The following is a 15,372-nucleotide window of genomic DNA, read 5'->3' as shown; positions in this document are numbered from 1 at the left end:
ACCAACACCCCCCCCCAAAAGCACCCCCGCCCCAACCGCATTAAACAGGGCAGAGGACACCACGCCCAGCACCCTGAGCAAGTCGGGGTAAAAAACATCACTAAAGCCAATGAGCGGGGCAATTTGGGCTTTCATAAGGAGCTCAAAGCCGGGGTAGAAACCAATAATAAGATTCACATCAACCATTTAAACCCCCATTACAAATTAGACCTCAATGTCAAAGCCCGCCTTAAAATTACCCCTCTAGGGGGCTTAGGCGAGATCGGGGGGAATATGATGGTCATTGAAACCATGCACCAAGCGATTATCATTGATGTGGGCATGAGTTTTCCTAGTGAGGACATGCATGGGGTGGATATTCTCATCCCAGATTTTAGCTATCTGCACAGCATTAAAGATAAGATTGTAGGCGTGCTCATCACCCATGCCCATGAGGATCACATCGGGGCTGTGCCCTATCTCTTTAAAGAATTGCAATTCCCTCTCTATGGCACACCCTTAAGCTTGGGGATGATCGGCAATAAATTTGACGAACATGGACTCAAGAAGTTTAAGAGTTTCTTTAAAATGGTGCAAAAACGCCAGCCCATTCAAATTGGCGAATTTATTGTGGAGTGGATTCACATCACCCACTCCATTATTGACGCGAGCGCGCTAGCCATCCAAACCAAAGTGGGCACAATCATCCATAGCGGGGATTTTAAAATCGATCACACCCCAGTGGATAATTTGCCCAGCGATCTCTATAGGCTTGCTTATTATGGCGAACAGGGGGTGATGTTGCTACTGAGTGATAGCACCAATTCTTATAAACCGGGCATTACCCCTAGTGAAACTAGCGTGGGACCTGTGTTTGAAAACCTTTTTAAGAGTGCTAAGGGGCGCGTGATTATGAGCACCTTTTCCTCTAATATCCACCGGGTGTATCAGGCAATTCAGCATGCCCTCAAGCATAACCGCAAGGTCGCTGTGATTGGGCGTTCTATGGAGAAAAACCTAGATATCGCTAGAGAGTTAGGCTATATCCACCTGCCCTCTAAGGTTTTCATTGAAGCCCATGAGGTAGAAAAGCTCCCCGATCATGAGGTCTTTATTGTAACCACGGGCTCGCAGGGAGAAACCATGAGCGCGCTCTATCGCATGGCAACCGATGAACACCGCCATATTAGCATTAAGCCTAGCGATCTAGTCATCATCTCGGCTAAGGCGATCCCGGGCAATGAAGCCAGCGTTTCTAGTATCTTAAACTTGCTGATGAAAAAAGATGCCCAAGTGGTGCACCATGCCTTTGACATCCATGTGAGCGGGCATGCCGCCCAAGAGGAGCAAAAGCTGATGTTGCGCCTCATCAAGCCTAAGTTTTTCTTACCCGTGCATGGGGAGTATAACCATGTCGCCAAGCATAAAGAAACCGCGATGGCGTGCGGAATCCCGGAGAAAAATATCTATCTGATGGAAGATGGGGATCAAGTGGAGGTCAATCCTAACTTTATGCGCAAGGTTAAGAGTATCAAGAGTGGCAAACACTATGTGGACAACACCAACAATGTCAGCATTGAGCAAAAAATCGTAGATGAGCGCTTGGAGATCGCTAGTGCCGGACTACTTAGCGCGGTGTTATTCATCTCTAAAGAAGCCCAAAGCTTGATGCCCCATTCTAAAATTAGCAGTGTGGGGATTGTCAATCTCAAAGAAGAGCGCCACTTCTTAGAGGATTTGCAAGATTCGCTAGGCTTGCACATTAAAGCCCTACGCCAAGATGTGCTGGGCAATCACAAGTCCTTAGATGAGAGTGTAAGGCATTTCTTGCGTAAAGCCCTTTTCAAGCACACCAAGAAATACCCGGCTATTGTCAGCCATGTCTTTGTGAGCTAGCCATGCGCGCGTGGGTGTTAGGGGTGTTGTTGGCAATGGGGGCATTACAAAGTGCACAGGAGAGAGGCATGCATACGATTTACTTAGCAGGGGGGTGTTTTTGGGGATTAGAGGCGTATATGGAGCGCATTTATGGGGTGAAAAACGCGCTAGTGGGCTATGCTAATGGAAAGAGCGATCAAACCAACTACCACGAATTGCATAACACCGACCACGCTGAAACGGTGAAGGTGGAGTTTGACCCTAAAGAAATTAGCCTAGATAAACTCTTGCTCTACTATTTCAAGGTGATCGATCCGACCAGTTTAAACCAACAGGGCAATGATAGGGGCAGGCAGTATCGCACCGGGATTTACTACACCGATTCTAAAGATGAACCCATCATCGCCAAAGCCCTAGCCAATTTGCAAAGCCACTACCAACAAAAGGTGCGCATTGAGCTAGAACCCCTTAAAAATTTCGTAGTCGCAGAGGAATACCACCAAGACTATTTGAAGAAAAACCCGGGGGGGTATTGCCATATTGATCTCAAAAAGGCTGATGAGGTGGTGATCGACCCTAAGGACTACCACAAGCCCGATCAAGCCACGCTCAAAAAACAACTCACAGATTTACAATACAAGGTAACCCAAGAGAACTACACAGAACGCCCCTTTGAAAACGAGTATGACACTCTGTTTAAACCCGGGATTTATGTAGATATTACCACCGGCGAGCCCTTGTTTCTTTCTACAGACAAATTTGATAGCGGGTGTGGGTGGCCCGCCTTTGCTAAACCCATTAGTAAAGAGGTGGTGGGGTATGAAAAGGACACCAGCTACAATCGTATCCGCACCGAAGTGCGTAGCCGTGTAGGCAAGGCGCATTTAGGGCATGTCTTTGAGGATGGACCTAAAGAGTTGGGGGGCTTGCGCTATTGTATCAATAGTGCGGCGCTCAAATTCATCCCCTTAGAGGACATGGAGGCTAAGGGCTATGGCTATTTAGTGCCCATGCTCAAAAAAGCCTTAGTTAAGCAAGAGATTAAGCGTTAATGCGCTCCCTAGATTATGGCGCGCTTGCCTCTCATACACTCGATCTAGCCATAGATGCGCTCACACGCACTAAAGAATCTTTAAATCATGCCAAATTAGAGCCCATGATCACATGCCTAGCCAACGCGCCCCTAGTGGTGGTGATGGGGGTGGGTAAGAGCGCGCATATCGGGCGCAAGATCGCGGCTACTCTCACTAGCACGGGCACTAGGGCGATCTTTTTGCACCCCACTGAAGCCCTGCATGGAGATATGGGGATCGTGGGGGAAAAAGATGTCATCTTAGCCATTAGCTATGGGGGCGAGAGTGTGGAACTCTTAGAGGCGTTGCGCTTTATAAAAAGTGGGGGCGTGGTGGCGATGAGCAAAAGCCCTAATAGCTCCTTGGGCAAGCTGGCTAAGCACCACTTAAGCCTAAACATTGACAAAGAAGCCTGTGCTTTTAACATGGTGCCCACCACCTCCACCACCTTAAGCCTAGCCTTAGGCGATGTTTTGGCGGTGTGCTTGATGGCATATAAGGGCTTTGCCCAAAGCGATTTTGCGCGCTACCACCCGGGGGGCTTGCTGGGTAAAAAAATGCACCTACGCGTGCGCGACATTTATCGCACCCATGCCCTCCCCCTAGTGAGCGCACAAGCCTCTTTGCATGAAGCCCTTCTAGAAGCCACCCATCAGGGTTTGGGCAACGCGCTTTTGCTCAATGAAAATCAAGAACTTGTAGGGGTGCTAAGCGATGGGGATATTCGGCGCGCGCTCCTGCAGGCAGACTTTGATCGCTGCGCCCCCGCACGCGCCTTTGCGACCCTAGAGCCCAAAACCATCCAAGACCCAGATATGTTAGTGCTAGACGCGCTAGACTTCATAGAAACCCACCAAATCTCTTTACTCATCGTGCTAGACGCGCATAAAAAAGTGCTAGGGGTGGTGCACTTACACGCTTTGCTAGCCTTAGGACTTAAAGACATCAAGGAGTAGCGATGTTTGAACGCTTAGAACAACTCATTAAAGATATTGAAAACGCCAAAGAGGAGGTAGAATTACTCTTAAAGCTAGCCAATGTGAGTTTAAGCGATTTTATTTTGATGAAGCGCGGGAGTTTAGACATCCCACAGAGTTTGGACATGGCTTTTTACACCCAAATTAGCGAGCATGTGGAGGAGCTTAAGGAGTGTATTAACGCGCTCAATAAATACAAAAAAGAAATGTTAGTTTTTTAAAGGTTTGGCATGTGTGGGATTGTGGGCTATTTGGGCGTTTTAGAGCGAGTAGAGCTGTTGCTAGGAGGGCTTAAAGAGTTAGAGTATCGGGGTTATGATAGCGCGGGGTTAGCCTTGCTAGGGGAGGGCGCACGCTTGCAGGTGTTTAAAACCAGTGGCAAAATCAGCGCACTAGAAAACTTAGTGCAGGGGGTGCACACACAGGGCTTAGGGGTGGGGATCGCCCACACGCGTTGGGCAACCCATGGCAAACCCACCACGCAAAACGCCCACCCGCATGCCTACCGCTCCAGCGCGATCGTGCACAATGGGATCATTGAAAATTACGCCCCGCTTAAAGCGCAATTAGAACAAAAAGGGCATGTTTTTTCTAGCCAAACTGATAGCGAGGTGGTGGTGCATTTATTTGAGCAGAATTTAGAGCAAAACCCCCCTAGCAACCTAGAACAAGCCCTACAAGTCTTTAAAGAAACGATCGCTAGGCTAGAGGGCGCGTATGCGATCTTGCTTATTTGTGAGCACTATCCTCATTGTATTTTTTATGCCAAAAAACACTCGCCTTTGCTCATTGCCACGGGTGAGGGCGGGGTGTATTTTGCTAGCGCGCCCAATGCGCTTTGTGGGCATGCAAGTTACATGGTGCGCTTGGAGGAGGGGAGTGTAGGGGTGTTAGATGTTACCAAGCCCTTAGATTTGCAAGCCTTAGGAGAGGTGCAACCAGTTAGCACCACCCAACAGAGCGATAAAGAGGGTTTTAGCACTTTCATGGAAAAAGAGATTTACGAGCAACCCAAAGTGCTAAGTTTGCTAGGGCGACTTTGCGCTGATCGCGTGTGTTTGGAATTACCCACAGATTTTTTAAAAGGGGTGAGCTGTATTAGCATTAGCGCGTGTGGGACAAGTTACCACGCCGGGCTAGTGGGCAAGTATTTGATCGAGAGTTTAACCGGGGTGAAAGTGCAGGTCGAGCTAGCTAGTGAATACCGCTATGGGCATTTTGCCACCCAAGAGGGCGAGCTTTTTATGGCGATCTCACAGAGTGGGGAGAGTGCGGACACCCTAGAGGCGTTGCGCCTAGCCAAAAATTTGGGCTTAAAAACCCTTAGCCTTTGCAACACCCAAAGTTCGAGCATGGCAGGCATGGCGGATGGCTTGCTGTTAACCCATGCAGGGCTAGAGCGTAGCGTAGCCTCTACCAAAGCCTTTACAAGTCAAGTCTTGATTTTATGGCTGTTGGCATTGCAATTAGCCCAAGAGAGGCGCACCCTAAGCACAGAGGATCTACAAACACAAATTAAAGCCGTGCAAGCCAGCTTAAAGGCGATGCAAGAGGGGTTGGAATTGCACGAGCGCGTGCGTGAGATTAGCGCGCAAATGCTAGAGCGGGATTTAAAGGGGTATTTTTTCATGGGTAGGGGGGTCTTTTACCCCCTAGCCCTAGAGGGCGCGCTCAAACTCAAAGAGATCGCCTATGTGCATGCGCAAGGTTATGCTAGCGCAGAGATGAAACATGGTCCCATTGCCCTAGCCGACTCTAGCTTGCTTAGCACCACTTTACTCCCCCAACACCTCTTATTTGCCAAAAATTTAAGCAATGTAGAAGAATTGCGCGCGCGCGATTCGCTCATTTTTGCCTTGAGCCCCACGCCTATATCTAATGCCACCTTTCAAATCCAAACCCGCGCCTACGATCACTACATGCCCGAGTTTTTTCACATGCTGGTGATCTTGCAACTCTTTGCCCTAGAGATGGCACAACTCAAAGGCTTAGATGTGGATAAACCGCGTAACTTAGCCAAGAGTGTAACTGTAGAGTGATGGGCGCGACCCCTATTTATATCATCCACTTGAGCCAGAGTAGCAGAGATGTTACGCCTTTGCTATGGCATTTGGACTATCTGCTAAAGCGATCGCGCACCCCTGATGCCTTTGAGATCGCCTTATTTGAGGGAGTCAATGGTAAAGAGGATTTTGCTAAGGGGGGGATCACTCTCAAGCACACCCATCCCGTGCTTAATGACTTTGCCCCCAGTATCCCTAAGCGCGCCCAAATCCTAGAACTTATGCGCCTTGCCTTGCGCATGCGGGTGAATTTTCAGAGTTTGGGGCAACTGGGCTGTTTTGCTAGCCATTTTTTGCTTTGGCAGGAGTGCGTCAAGTTGCAAAAGCCCATCATTGTGTTAGAAGATGATGTCCTACCTACTTTTGATTTTTATGAAAAGTGCGCTTTGAGTTTGGAGGCGATCAATACTGGACAAGCCCAAGTTGTGCGTCTCTTTTCGCTCTATTTCAAGCACCATCAAATCAAAAGCGCGCTCACCCATTATTTTGATTGGATTTTTAGCCCCTATGGGGGGATGGGCACACAGGGCTATATTTTAAGCCCACAGGGCGCACAAAAACTCTTAAAAGCCTGCCCGCCTCAATGGGTTTTGCCCGTGGACACTTACATGGACGCGCACTACACCCACCATGCTAAAACCCTCACGCTAAAATCCTACGCTCTGCTGGTTGAAAATATCCCCACTCAAGTGCCCCATGCCAGCACCCAGCATTTTAGAGGGCGGCTTAAAGACCTCTCATTGTGGTTGCGTCTGTGTAATTATGTCTTAAAAGTCCGTCTGTGTTGTTACCACCTCTTTAATCTCCTCTTTAGGCGTTTTTAATGCAAAACAAACCCTCTTTGTATGCGCTCACTTTGGCGCAATGGCAAAACTATTGCACGCAACATGGCTTTAAACCCTTTGTGGCTAAACAACTCTATGCGTGGCTTTATCAGCGTTATGCTAGCCTAGATCAAATGCACAATCTCCCCAAAGCCTTTAAGGAGGCATTGCATGCCGATTTTGAGGTGCGCCCCCTAGAGGTACTAGAGTGCCAACAAAGCGCAGATAAGAGCGTGAAATACCTCTTTAAAACCTCTGATGGGCATAGTTTTGAGAGTGTTTACATGGTGATGCGAGAAGCTAAGCAGGGAGAAACACAAGAGAAAATCACGCTGTGCTTGAGTTGTCAAATTGGGTGCAAGGTAGGCTGTGTGTTTTGCGCGACCGCTAAGGGGGGCTTTGTGCGCAATTTAAGCGCGGGCGAGATTGTAGAGCAGGTGGTCGCCCTCAAGCGTGCCCACCAGCTAGAACCCACTAGGGGGATCAATTTAGTTTTTATGGGCATGGGCGAGCCCTTGCATAATTTTACACAGGTGGTGCGCGCGCTAGAGATTTTAAGCACCCATGAAGGGCTCAATATTGCCCCTAGACGCATCACCATTTCTACAAGCGGGGTCGTGCCTGCCCTGCAAACTTTAGGCGCGCTCAATTTGGGCGTGCAGTTGGCGATCTCTTTGCATGCGGTCAATGACAGCCTGCGTTCCAAACTGATGCCCATTAACAAGCTTTACAATTTAGAATCCTTGATTAGCGCGCTCAAAGCTTTCCCCCTAGACAAACGCAAGCGGGTGATGTTTGAATACTTGATGATTAAAGACACCAACGACTCGCTAAGCCACGCCAAAGACTTATTAAGACTGCTCAATGGGCTTAAGGCTAAGATCAATCTCATCCCCTACAATTCTACCCCCCATTCTAAATTTCAACGCCCAGACTTAGAGAGGGTGCAAGCTTTCGCGGATTTTCTCAATCAAAAGGGTTTGCTCTGCACCATTCGCATTTCTAAAGGGCAGGACATCGCGGCTGGTTGCGGGCAACTTAGAGAAAAACGCCTCACAAAGGAAGAGTCATGAAAAAACACCTCATCATCAACGCATCGTCCTTGATGGAAAAACACCCCTCAGGCATTGGGGTTTACTCCTGTGCTTTGGCGCGTGCGCTAGAAAAAGCATTTTCAAATAGAGAGGATATTGTGTTGCACTTCTATGCAGATTACACACTCTATCCAAGTATTAAAGCCCTAGAAATAGCAAAATTAGCCCTAGAAGCCTCCAGATCTTCTTTGTTCAATCGGGTTGTGCGTAAAATTTTGAGGACTTTTCTTGCCAAACACTACCACGCCTATTTACAACGCCATTTGCAACGCAAAAAGACCGCATTCTACCGCTCTCTCTCTCTCTCTCTCTCTCTCTCTCTCTCTCTCTCTCTCTCTACATAGAGCCTAAATTGCTCGATGAATCTACAAGTATCCTTGCGCACATTGAGGCAAATATCTTGGGGATTATCCACGATGTCCCCTTTAGCCCAGAATGGTGCTTGGACGCGCAAACACAAGCCTCATTAAAGATGCCTTTAGAAACGCTCATTAAACGCAGTTGTGAGATTATTTGCTTTAGTGCCTGTGTCAAACAGGACATTCTCAACCACGCGCAATACATGGGGGCTAAAATCCATGTTATCCCCCATGGACTAAGAAATTACAGCGTTCTAACACCTTGCTCCTTGCCTCCTGCTTTAAAAGAACAAGGCTTTATTCTAGCAGTGGGGGCTAAGGGTAAGCGTAAGAACCTCAAAAATCTCATCAATGCCTTTAAACTGTTGCCCACAGATTTGCAAGCGCGCTACAAAATTGCACTAACGGGCACGGAGTGGAATATAGATGAAAATTTTTTAGAAATGGTGGGCGAAAGCTTTGTTGTAGATCTAGGCTTTGTATCTGATGCGCTCCTTGCTAGCCTTTATAAGAGCGCTAGGGTATTGTGGTATGGTAGTTTGGCTGAGGGCTTTGGTTTGCCCATGCTAGAAGCGATGGAGGCGGGCTTGGTGGTTTTAGCCAGCCATGTTTCTTGCATGCCAGAAGTTCTAGGCGATGCGGGCATTTACTGCGATCCCTATAGTGTCCAAGACATCGCCACACAACTAGAGCGCGCGCTAGTAGATGAGTCTTTGCGCGCTGCTTGCATTGCTAGGGGGAAGAAACGGGTTAAACAATTTGACTTGAAAAAAAGCATGCAAGCGCATATAGAAGTCATAGAAAACCTCTTGGAGAATCCTAGCGCGCGTGGATAAAGTATTGGCAGCGATAAAAACGCTCGCCTAAATTAGGTTGTTGGAGCAAGGCGTGGAGTTTTTGGCGACTCAAGGGCTTGGCTTGTGTGAGCTCTTTTAGCAAAACGCGTTGTTTGCGCCCCTTTAGTGTGGGCTCTAGGCGTTTGAAAAACGCGCTTTGCAGCACGGCTTGTTTGCTAATACGGGTGTGGCAAGCCCCTAGAATATCTTGTAAAAGGGTGGTGTGGGAGTGGGTTAAATGGCTGTAATGTTCCTCTAGGGTCGCAAAATAACGCTGTTGCAAGCGCGCGCATTGGGCTTGTTCGCTAGCTTTGATTTTTAGCCCCGCGCCTAGTTGGTTGAAGAGATCGTTTTTGGCGCAATTATTCAATAGGGTATGGAAAGATTGCTGGGTTGGTGGGGGGAGTTTAGCCTCTTGGGCTTGCGTGTCCTGCACTTCGGCTAGTAAGTCGCTACGGCGGATTTCAACGCTATTGGGGATGGGCGTGCCTTGGATGTCTTGAGAAGAGAGCCCTATATCTGGTTGCGCGGGGGTTTGGGGGATGTCATCAAAGCTGGGGGGTTCTAGGCGGGTGTAGTAAGTTACATCGCCCTGTTTAGAAACCGTGAAATCGCTCAGTTGATCTTGGTTATTTGAAGAGAGTGAAGAGAGCGCAAAGAAGGGAAAAAAGCCCATGCACCCCCAAGCCCAAAGACCCAAAACCCCCACACACCACAAACGCCAATCCATGCCACTCCTTGATTAAAAAATGCCTTTAGTATAACAGATTTCCTCTCTTGACAACATTTTTATTTTTCTTTAAAATAGAGCCCTTATTTTAATAGAAACAAGGAGTTTCATGTCAAGCACGAGTCGCAAACTTTTAACCACCACCGCCTTTACACTCTTAAGCCTAGCCCCCTTGAGTGCGGAGCGCAATGGAGCCTTTGCCGCGGCGGGTTTCCAGTATTCTGATATGGCTAGCACCCCCATCACCAACTCCACAACTAATCCTAATGCGCTAGATCAAGATGTGCTGTGTAATATCAGCGGTCCAACTGCGTCCGCTCCGGCAAATTGCCAACAAAACCAACAGCAATTGCTTAGCACGCTCTTTAAAAACAAGGGCACTTATTCGGGCAACCTCTATGGGATGGATGTGCTAGTGGGTTACAAGCAGTTCTTTGGGAAGAAAAAGCGTTTTGGGTTGCGCTACTATGGCTTGTTTAGCGGGCAGGGAGGCAATTATAGGAGCGCGTTCTCCCCTGCTGTGTGGGGTTCTCTCTCTAATTATTTCTATGGCGCGGGTGTGGATGTGCTATTGAACTTCTTTGAGAAAAAGGACTATGTAGTCGGGGTCTTTGGGGGCGCGATGATTGGGGGGAGTTCTTGGTCTATGGGGAATGGTCGCGTCCATGGGGGCTGTGTGGGGCAACAGTTCGCCAGTTCTGGGAGCTGGCAGATGATTTGCCAAAATGTGAACAAGCAACTCAAGGCTATGGCGGACAGCTATAACCGCAATGGCAACACGGCGAGCTTTTCTAACAACTGGGTGCAGTTCATCTTTAACTTCGGGCTACGCGCCAATTTGAGTCAACACAACGGGTTTGAAGTGGGCGTGCGCGTCCCTGTCATCAATGATCCCATCTTCAAACTCCATATCAAGGACAGCGTCAAGGTGGATTTCGCCTTCCGCCGTGTGATCGCCGTCTTTGCTAACTATGTCTACAACTTTTAAAGTTGCTCTAGCACAGCATGGGGGGATTTAAAGGGCAAATTGAAAGCCCGCGCGATCCCCTCTTGGGTAAGATAGCCTTGATAGGCACTCAAGCCCCCTAGAGTGTTTGCCACGATGGGGGTATTAGCCTGCAAAAATCCCTTTAAGCCATGTTGGAGAAAATAGAGCAAATAGGGCATGCTGGCATGGCTATAGGCGATCGAGCTACTTTTAGCCACCACACCGGGCATATTGGGCACGCCATAGTGCAAAAGCCCCTCTTGCAAGTAAAGCGGGTTGGAGTGGCTAGTTTGGCGGATGCTCTCCACACACCCGCCCAAATCGCAAGCTACATCGATCACCACCCCGCCCTTTTGCATCTTCTGTAAATGGCGTTTTAAAATCACTTTGGGCGTGGCTGTAGCGGTTTGTAACACCGCACCCACTAAGCCTACCGCTCCCTCTAGGGCGTAGAGAATATTTGGCTCATTCACACTCAACACTTCTAAATGGTGCAAATAGGTGTAGGGGTGATCTTGCAATTTGGCGTAATTGAGTTCTAACACCACCACACGCGCCCCCATCAGACTCAACGCCCTAGCCGCCTCTAACCCCACCACGCCCCCGCCTACAACCACCACCTTAGCGCGCGCCTGCCCAGCCAACCCGCCTAGCATCACTCCAAGCCCAAAGACCCCGGGCAAATGCTCTAAGCCTAGCAAATAATGTTGCACCAAATGCGCGGCTAATTGCCCAGCTAGCACACTCATAGGGGCTAAGATGGGGTAATTGTGCTTGGGACCCGCGATAGTTTCTGTGCAGATAGAGAGAATCTTTTTTTCTACCAACATGGAGGCTAGGGGTTTGTTATAAGCCAAATCCAAGTAACTAAATAAAGTCGCCCCCTCTTGTAAAAGCGCATACTCCTCCTCTAGGGGTTCTTTACATTTGACCACCACGCTTTGCGCCCATGCCTCTTGCTTGCTAACAAGGCGCGCCCCAGCGCGCGCGTAAGCCGTGTCCTCATACCCGCTTGACACCCCCGCCCCCTCCTGCACGCATAACTCTATGGGCGCGTTTTGGATAAGATAAGCCACATCTTTTGGCACAAGTGCCACACGCGCCTCTAAATCCATGTTCTCTTTGGGTAAACCCACACTTAGCATACACCCCCCCCTAGCAATAACTACAGATTTTATTCGATCGCACCTTGGCGTTTTTGCACAAATGCTTAACCACGCTGTGGATAATCTCTAAGACCACCGGCGCGTCTTCTTGAATGCCCACTTGAGGGTTGTATTCGGTGATCTCTAGGGCGGCTAATTTGGGCGCAAAGCGTTTTAGGAGCAACACCAGCAAGGCTTTTAATTCTTCGGGGCGTAGCCCTCCATTTTCGCGCACCCCCGTAGAGTGGAAGAGTTTGCCATCCATGATGTCTAAATCTAAACTCAGATACACCAAGTCCACTTCTGCTAACGCCGCTTGCGCTTGGCGCACACACCCCTCCATGTCCGCTTGGATGTCTGGCACTCTAAATAAAGGAATATGGTGCGTGGCAATCATGGCATCCTCGCTAGGCTCCGTGCTACGCACCCCAAAATACACCAAATGGCGCGGATCAAAGGCTTTTGCGCCCCCCTCTATGCCTAAGTGGCATAGTTGTTGCCAAAAGTGCTCTTCTCTAGCATTGAGTTGGTTATGCCCTGAGTGGACTTGGTTAATCAACATCCCCAAGGGCATGCCATGCAAATGCCCGGTATCGCTGTCATAAGCGGTGTGGATGTCCGCATGCGCGTCTAGGTATAGCACCCCGATGTTCTTATCTGGGTGCACTCCGCGCAAGGCTTGCAAAATCCCAAAGACATTGGCATGTTCTGAGCTCAAGATCAAGGGGAAATTCTTGCTTTTAAACACCCCGTGCATTTTGGGGATCAAGGTGTCCCTACAAAAGACAAAGTAGTCTTCAAAATTCTTGGCGAATCTAAAGAAAGTGTCTAACAAACATTGCTTTTGGCGGATGAGCACCATGTGTTCGGTGATCTCAGGATAAGAGTCAATTAAAGCCCGCCTGAGCTCTTGCACGCCCTGATTGCTCCCTTGCTTAGAAGCCCCTAACTCTGCTGCCAAACTCACTAAAATCATCTGTTCTCCTTTAATGTGCGCTCGCGCTTGAAATGCCAATCCCGCTTTGGGCGCGAAAATCCTGCGCGCCAAAGCCCGCTTTATCTATTTGTGCCCTAGGACTTTTGTCCGCCTTAGAAATAAGATAAATAAGAATAAAAGTCAAGGGCATAGAAAAAAGAGCAGGGTGATCATAGGGGAAGATCGCTTGAGCATGCCCTAGACTTTTCACCCAAATGCTAGGGCTGAGCACCACCATGCACACCACAGCCAGCCAGCCAACCAGCCCGCCCCAAAACGCCCCCCTAGTGGTGAGATTTTTCCAATAAATGCTCAAAAAGAGAATGGGAAAATTCACGCTAGCGGCAATCCCAAAAGCTAAGCCTACCATGAAAGCCACATTTTGGTTTTCAAACACCAAGCCTAGCACGATAGCCAAAACCCCTAAACCAATAGTCGCGCCCTTAGTAACGCGCATTTCTAATTTGGGATCGCACACCCCTCCTTTAAAGGCATGCACGAAGAGATCATGGCTAATAGCCCCTGCCCCTGAGATGGCTAGCCCTGATACTACGGCTAAAATCGTAGCAAAAGCCACCGCGCTAATAAAGCCCAAAAACACATCGCCCCCCACGACCCCGGCTAAATTAATGGCGACCATGTTTTTCACCCCATTATAAACCCCATTAGGACCTACAAATTGCGGGTGGGCATAGAGCAGGGCGATCGCCCCAAAGCCAATAATGAAAGTCAAAATGTAGAAATACCCAATGAAACCTGTCGCATAAAAGACCGATTTACGCGCCTCTTTAGCGTCTTTGACCGTGAAAAAGCGCATCAAAATATGGGGCAATCCGGCCGTGCCAAACATGAGGGCGAGCCCTAAGGAGATCGCCGCGGTGGTGTTGGGTAAAAAGGTGCCCGGAGCCATGATCGCCTCGCCCTTAGGGTGGTGTTTGATCGCTTGGGCGAAGTAGTAGCTTAGATCAAATTTGGTTAGATACAAGATCATAATCGCCATGAAAGACGCGCCAAAGAGCAATAAGATCGCCTTGATAATCTGCACCCAAGTGGTGGCGTGCATGCCCCCAAAGGCGACATAACAAATCATCAAAATCCCTACCAAGATCACCGCCACGCTGTAGGGCAGCCCAAAGAGCAGTTGAATCAACTGCCCCGCACCCACCATTTGGGCGATGAGATAGAAGACCACCACACTCAAAGCGGAGATCGCTGAAATCACGCGGATAGGTTTGGCTTCTAGGCGGTAAGCCGTGATGTCTGCAAAGGTGAATTTGCCTAGATTGCGAAACTTTTCAGCGATCAAAAACAAGATAATGGGCCAACCCACCAAAAAGCCCACCGAATAAATCAGCCCATCAAAGCCGTTGGTAAAGACTAGAGCCGTGATCCCTAGAAAACTTGCCGCGCTCATGTAATCCCCAGCGATGGCGATCCCATTTTGTAACCCGGTGATACTCCCCCCAGCGGTGTAAAACCCGCTCGCGCTCTGACTCTTCTTGCTAGAAAAATAGGTGATACACAGGGTGCTCAGCACAAAGATCACAAACATAGACACCGCGATGGGGTTGAACTTCTGCGTGCTCACAGGCATGGATTCTAAGCTAGCTCCCCACAACCCCTCCACCCCTAAAAGCGCGATAAGAATACTTAAATTAATGCGCGCCATGTTGCATCTCCTCAAGCGCGCCACTAGATTTTAATTGCTTTAAAATCTCAGCTTGGGTGCGATCAAAATGCTCATTGGCTAGAAAAGTATAAAGCCCTGTGAGCACGATACACAGCACGATGAGGAAAACCCCAGCGATGATCCCCAAAGTGATGGCACTTGGACCTAAGCGGTAACCTAACACCTGCGGGAATAACCCAATGCCCAGCACAAAGGCGTAATAACACACAAAGACCACAATGGACAACCCCCAACAGACCTTGTTGCGCAAACACACAAACTCCTTAAACGCTTGGATGGATTTTTGGTAGGCTTCTGGCATTAGCCACTCCTTATATTGAGATATAAAGCCATTTTACACGCAATTAAAGATAGCAAAGATTTTTAAGGAGTTTCCTCCACTGGAAGCCAAAAAGTGCTGTAGATTTTGGTAACGCCTAGGAGGCGCGCGATCGCGCCCTTGGGGTTTTAGGGGAGTAGAGATTTAAACCAAGCAGGACGGGAGTCTTGGGAGCTGGGCGCGCGCTGTTCGATCACGCGTTTTTGTTCGCGCACTTCCTCATGCACCTCTTTGATATCGCCCTTTTGGTAAGTGCGTTTGACTTTCACGCTCACGCTTTCGTGGATGATGACAGCACCCTCTGTGGGCTGGCTAAATCCCATAAACCCAAAGGAAACCGCACTAGGGGTTTGATTGACCTCTGGGTCTTGCTCGATTCGTGCAGGTGTTTTATCTTCCATGCGACTCCTTTAGTGGTGTTTAGAGCTCAATGCTAGCCTC

General features: G+C 48.9%; 16 protein-coding genes. 10 read left to right on the top strand and 6 right to left on the bottom strand.

Annotated elements, in window-relative coordinates; all coding sequences use genetic code 11:
* Positions 1-96: 96 nt before the first annotated feature.
* Genes EAO37_RS06155 through EAO37_RS06115 form a run of 9 tightly spaced genes read left to right on the top strand, consistent with a single transcriptional unit; the run spans position 97 to position 9,083 of the window.
* Complete coding sequence (locus tag EAO37_RS06155) at positions 97-1,875, top strand: ribonuclease J (RefSeq protein ID WP_120944707.1); 1,779 nt, start codon at positions 97-99, stop codon at positions 1,873-1,875.
* 2 nt (positions 1,876-1,877) lie between these two features.
* Positions 1,878-2,909 carry a peptide-methionine (R)-S-oxide reductase MsrB gene (msrB, locus tag EAO37_RS06150; RefSeq protein ID WP_205589756.1) on the top strand — a complete coding sequence of 344 codons (1,032 nt, stop codon included), beginning with the start codon at positions 1,878-1,880 and terminating at the stop codon, positions 2,907-2,909.
* Positions 2,909-3,886: a KpsF/GutQ family sugar-phosphate isomerase gene (locus tag EAO37_RS06145; protein ID WP_120944551.1), complete on the top strand. Its 978-nt coding sequence runs from the start codon at positions 2,909-2,911 to the stop codon at positions 3,884-3,886. Before msrB ends, EAO37_RS06145 begins: the two co-directional genes overlap by 1 nt.
* 2 nt (positions 3,887-3,888) lie before the next feature.
* Positions 3,889-4,128 carry a DUF2443 family protein gene (locus EAO37_RS06140; protein ID WP_120944553.1) on the top strand — a complete coding sequence of 80 codons (240 nt, stop codon included), beginning with the start codon at positions 3,889-3,891 and terminating at the stop codon, positions 4,126-4,128.
* Positions 4,129-4,137: 9 nt separating this feature from the next.
* Complete coding sequence (gene glmS / locus EAO37_RS06135; RefSeq protein ID WP_120952411.1) at positions 4,138-5,946, top strand: glutamine--fructose-6-phosphate transaminase (isomerizing); 1,809 nt, start codon at positions 4,138-4,140, stop codon at positions 5,944-5,946.
* Positions 5,946-6,794, top strand: coding sequence for a glycosyltransferase family 25 protein (locus EAO37_RS06130; protein ID WP_120952408.1), 849 nt, complete (start codon positions 5,946-5,948; stop codon positions 6,792-6,794). The genes glmS and EAO37_RS06130 overlap by 1 nt, the downstream gene beginning before the upstream one ends.
* Positions 6,794-7,867: a 23S rRNA (adenine(2503)-C(2))-methyltransferase RlmN gene (gene rlmN, locus EAO37_RS06125; protein ID WP_120952405.1), complete on the top strand. Its 1,074-nt coding sequence runs from the start codon at positions 6,794-6,796 to the stop codon at positions 7,865-7,867. The genes EAO37_RS06130 and rlmN overlap by 1 nt, the downstream gene beginning before the upstream one ends.
* Positions 7,864-8,232, top strand: coding sequence for a hypothetical protein (locus EAO37_RS06120; RefSeq protein ID WP_120952403.1), 369 nt, complete (start codon positions 7,864-7,866; stop codon positions 8,230-8,232). Before rlmN ends, EAO37_RS06120 begins: the two co-directional genes overlap by 4 nt.
* Before the next feature lie 8 nt (positions 8,233-8,240).
* Positions 8,241-9,083 carry a glycosyltransferase family 1 protein gene (locus tag EAO37_RS06115; RefSeq protein ID WP_240451752.1) on the top strand — a complete coding sequence of 281 codons (843 nt, stop codon included), beginning with the start codon at positions 8,241-8,243 and terminating at the stop codon, positions 9,081-9,083.
* Here EAO37_RS06115 and EAO37_RS06110 read toward each other — a convergent pair.
* Positions 9,067-9,813, bottom strand: coding sequence for a hypothetical protein (locus EAO37_RS06110; protein WP_120944561.1), 747 nt, complete (start codon positions 9,811-9,813; stop codon positions 9,067-9,069). The genes EAO37_RS06115 and EAO37_RS06110 overlap by 17 nt on opposite strands.
* Before the next feature lie 109 nt (positions 9,814-9,922).
* Here EAO37_RS06110 and EAO37_RS06105 point away from each other — a divergent pair, with 109 nt between their 5' ends.
* Positions 9,923-10,801: an outer membrane protein gene (locus EAO37_RS06105; RefSeq protein WP_120952400.1), complete on the top strand. Its 879-nt coding sequence runs from the start codon at positions 9,923-9,925 to the stop codon at positions 10,799-10,801.
* Here the strand turns inward: EAO37_RS06105 and EAO37_RS06100 are convergent.
* The 5 genes from EAO37_RS06100 to EAO37_RS06080 all read right to left on the bottom strand — a co-directional run bounded on the left by EAO37_RS06100 (position 10,798) and on the right by EAO37_RS06080 (position 15,332).
* A complete protein-coding gene (locus tag EAO37_RS06100) occupies positions 10,798-11,946 on the bottom strand; it encodes an FAD-dependent oxidoreductase (protein ID WP_120952397.1) in 1,149 nt (382 codons plus the stop codon). The genes EAO37_RS06105 and EAO37_RS06100 overlap by 4 nt on opposite strands.
* Positions 11,947-11,956: 10 nt before the next feature.
* Entirely contained in the window at positions 11,957-12,922 is a 966-nt protein-coding gene (gene rocF, locus EAO37_RS06095) for an arginase (RefSeq protein ID WP_120944567.1), read from the bottom strand.
* Positions 12,923-12,932: 10 nt separating this feature from the next.
* The gene (locus EAO37_RS06090; RefSeq protein ID WP_120952394.1) at positions 12,933-14,591 is read right to left on the bottom strand and encodes a cation acetate symporter; all 1,659 of its coding nucleotides are present in this window, start codon (positions 14,589-14,591) and stop codon (positions 12,933-12,935) included.
* Positions 14,578-14,913 (bottom strand): DUF485 domain-containing protein, encoded by a 336-nt coding sequence (locus EAO37_RS06085; protein ID WP_120944571.1) that lies wholly within the window; start codon positions 14,911-14,913, stop codon positions 14,578-14,580. The genes EAO37_RS06090 and EAO37_RS06085 overlap by 14 nt, the downstream gene beginning before the upstream one ends.
* A 146-nt stretch (positions 14,914-15,059) precedes the next feature.
* The gene (locus EAO37_RS06080; RefSeq protein ID WP_120944573.1) at positions 15,060-15,332 is read right to left on the bottom strand and encodes a hypothetical protein; all 273 of its coding nucleotides are present in this window, start codon (positions 15,330-15,332) and stop codon (positions 15,060-15,062) included.
* Positions 15,333-15,372 lie beyond the last annotated feature (40 nt).

Source organism: Helicobacter sp. L8 (assembly GCF_003660355.1).
Lineage (GTDB): Bacteria > Campylobacterota > Campylobacteria > Campylobacterales > Helicobacteraceae > Helicobacter > Helicobacter labacensis.
Note: the sequence above shows the minus strand (reverse complement) of the source record. Positions and strands in the feature narration are given on the sequence as shown.

What these genes read in the sequence shown, in the direction of transcription:
- EAO37_RS06140 (WP_120944553.1), top strand. Translation starts at nt 3,889, where the DNA reads ATGTTTGAACGCTTAGAACAACTCATTAAAGATATTGAAAACGCCAAA.
- glmS (WP_120952411.1), top strand. Translation starts at nt 4,138, where the DNA reads ATGTGTGGGATTGTGGGCTATTTGGGCGTTTTAGAGCGAGTAGAGCTG.
- EAO37_RS06145 (WP_120944551.1), top strand. Translation starts at nt 2,909, where the DNA reads ATGCGCTCCCTAGATTATGGCGCGCTTGCCTCTCATACACTCGATCTA.
- EAO37_RS06105 (WP_120952400.1), top strand. Translation starts at nt 9,923, where the DNA reads ATGTCAAGCACGAGTCGCAAACTTTTAACCACCACCGCCTTTACACTC.
- EAO37_RS06090 (WP_120952394.1), bottom strand. Translation starts at nt 14,591, where the DNA reads ATGGCGCGCATTAATTTAAGTATTCTTATCGCGCTTTTAGGGGTGGAG.
- EAO37_RS06120 (WP_120952403.1), top strand. Translation starts at nt 7,864, where the DNA reads ATGAAAAAACACCTCATCATCAACGCATCGTCCTTGATGGAAAAACAC.
- EAO37_RS06130 (WP_120952408.1), top strand. Translation starts at nt 5,946, where the DNA reads ATGGGCGCGACCCCTATTTATATCATCCACTTGAGCCAGAGTAGCAGA.
- EAO37_RS06085 (WP_120944571.1), bottom strand. Translation starts at nt 14,913, where the DNA reads ATGCCAGAAGCCTACCAAAAATCCATCCAAGCGTTTAAGGAGTTTGTG.
- msrB (WP_205589756.1), top strand. Translation starts at nt 1,878, where the DNA reads ATGCGCGCGTGGGTGTTAGGGGTGTTGTTGGCAATGGGGGCATTACAA.
- EAO37_RS06100 (WP_120952397.1), bottom strand. Translation starts at nt 11,946, where the DNA reads ATGCTAAGTGTGGGTTTACCCAAAGAGAACATGGATTTAGAGGCGCGT.
- rlmN (WP_120952405.1), top strand. Translation starts at nt 6,794, where the DNA reads ATGCAAAACAAACCCTCTTTGTATGCGCTCACTTTGGCGCAATGGCAA.
- EAO37_RS06080 (WP_120944573.1), bottom strand. Translation starts at nt 15,332, where the DNA reads ATGGAAGATAAAACACCTGCACGAATCGAGCAAGACCCAGAGGTCAAT.
- rocF (WP_120944567.1), bottom strand. Translation starts at nt 12,922, where the DNA reads ATGATTTTAGTGAGTTTGGCAGCAGAGTTAGGGGCTTCTAAGCAAGGG.
- EAO37_RS06110 (WP_120944561.1), bottom strand. Translation starts at nt 9,813, where the DNA reads ATGGATTGGCGTTTGTGGTGTGTGGGGGTTTTGGGTCTTTGGGCTTGG.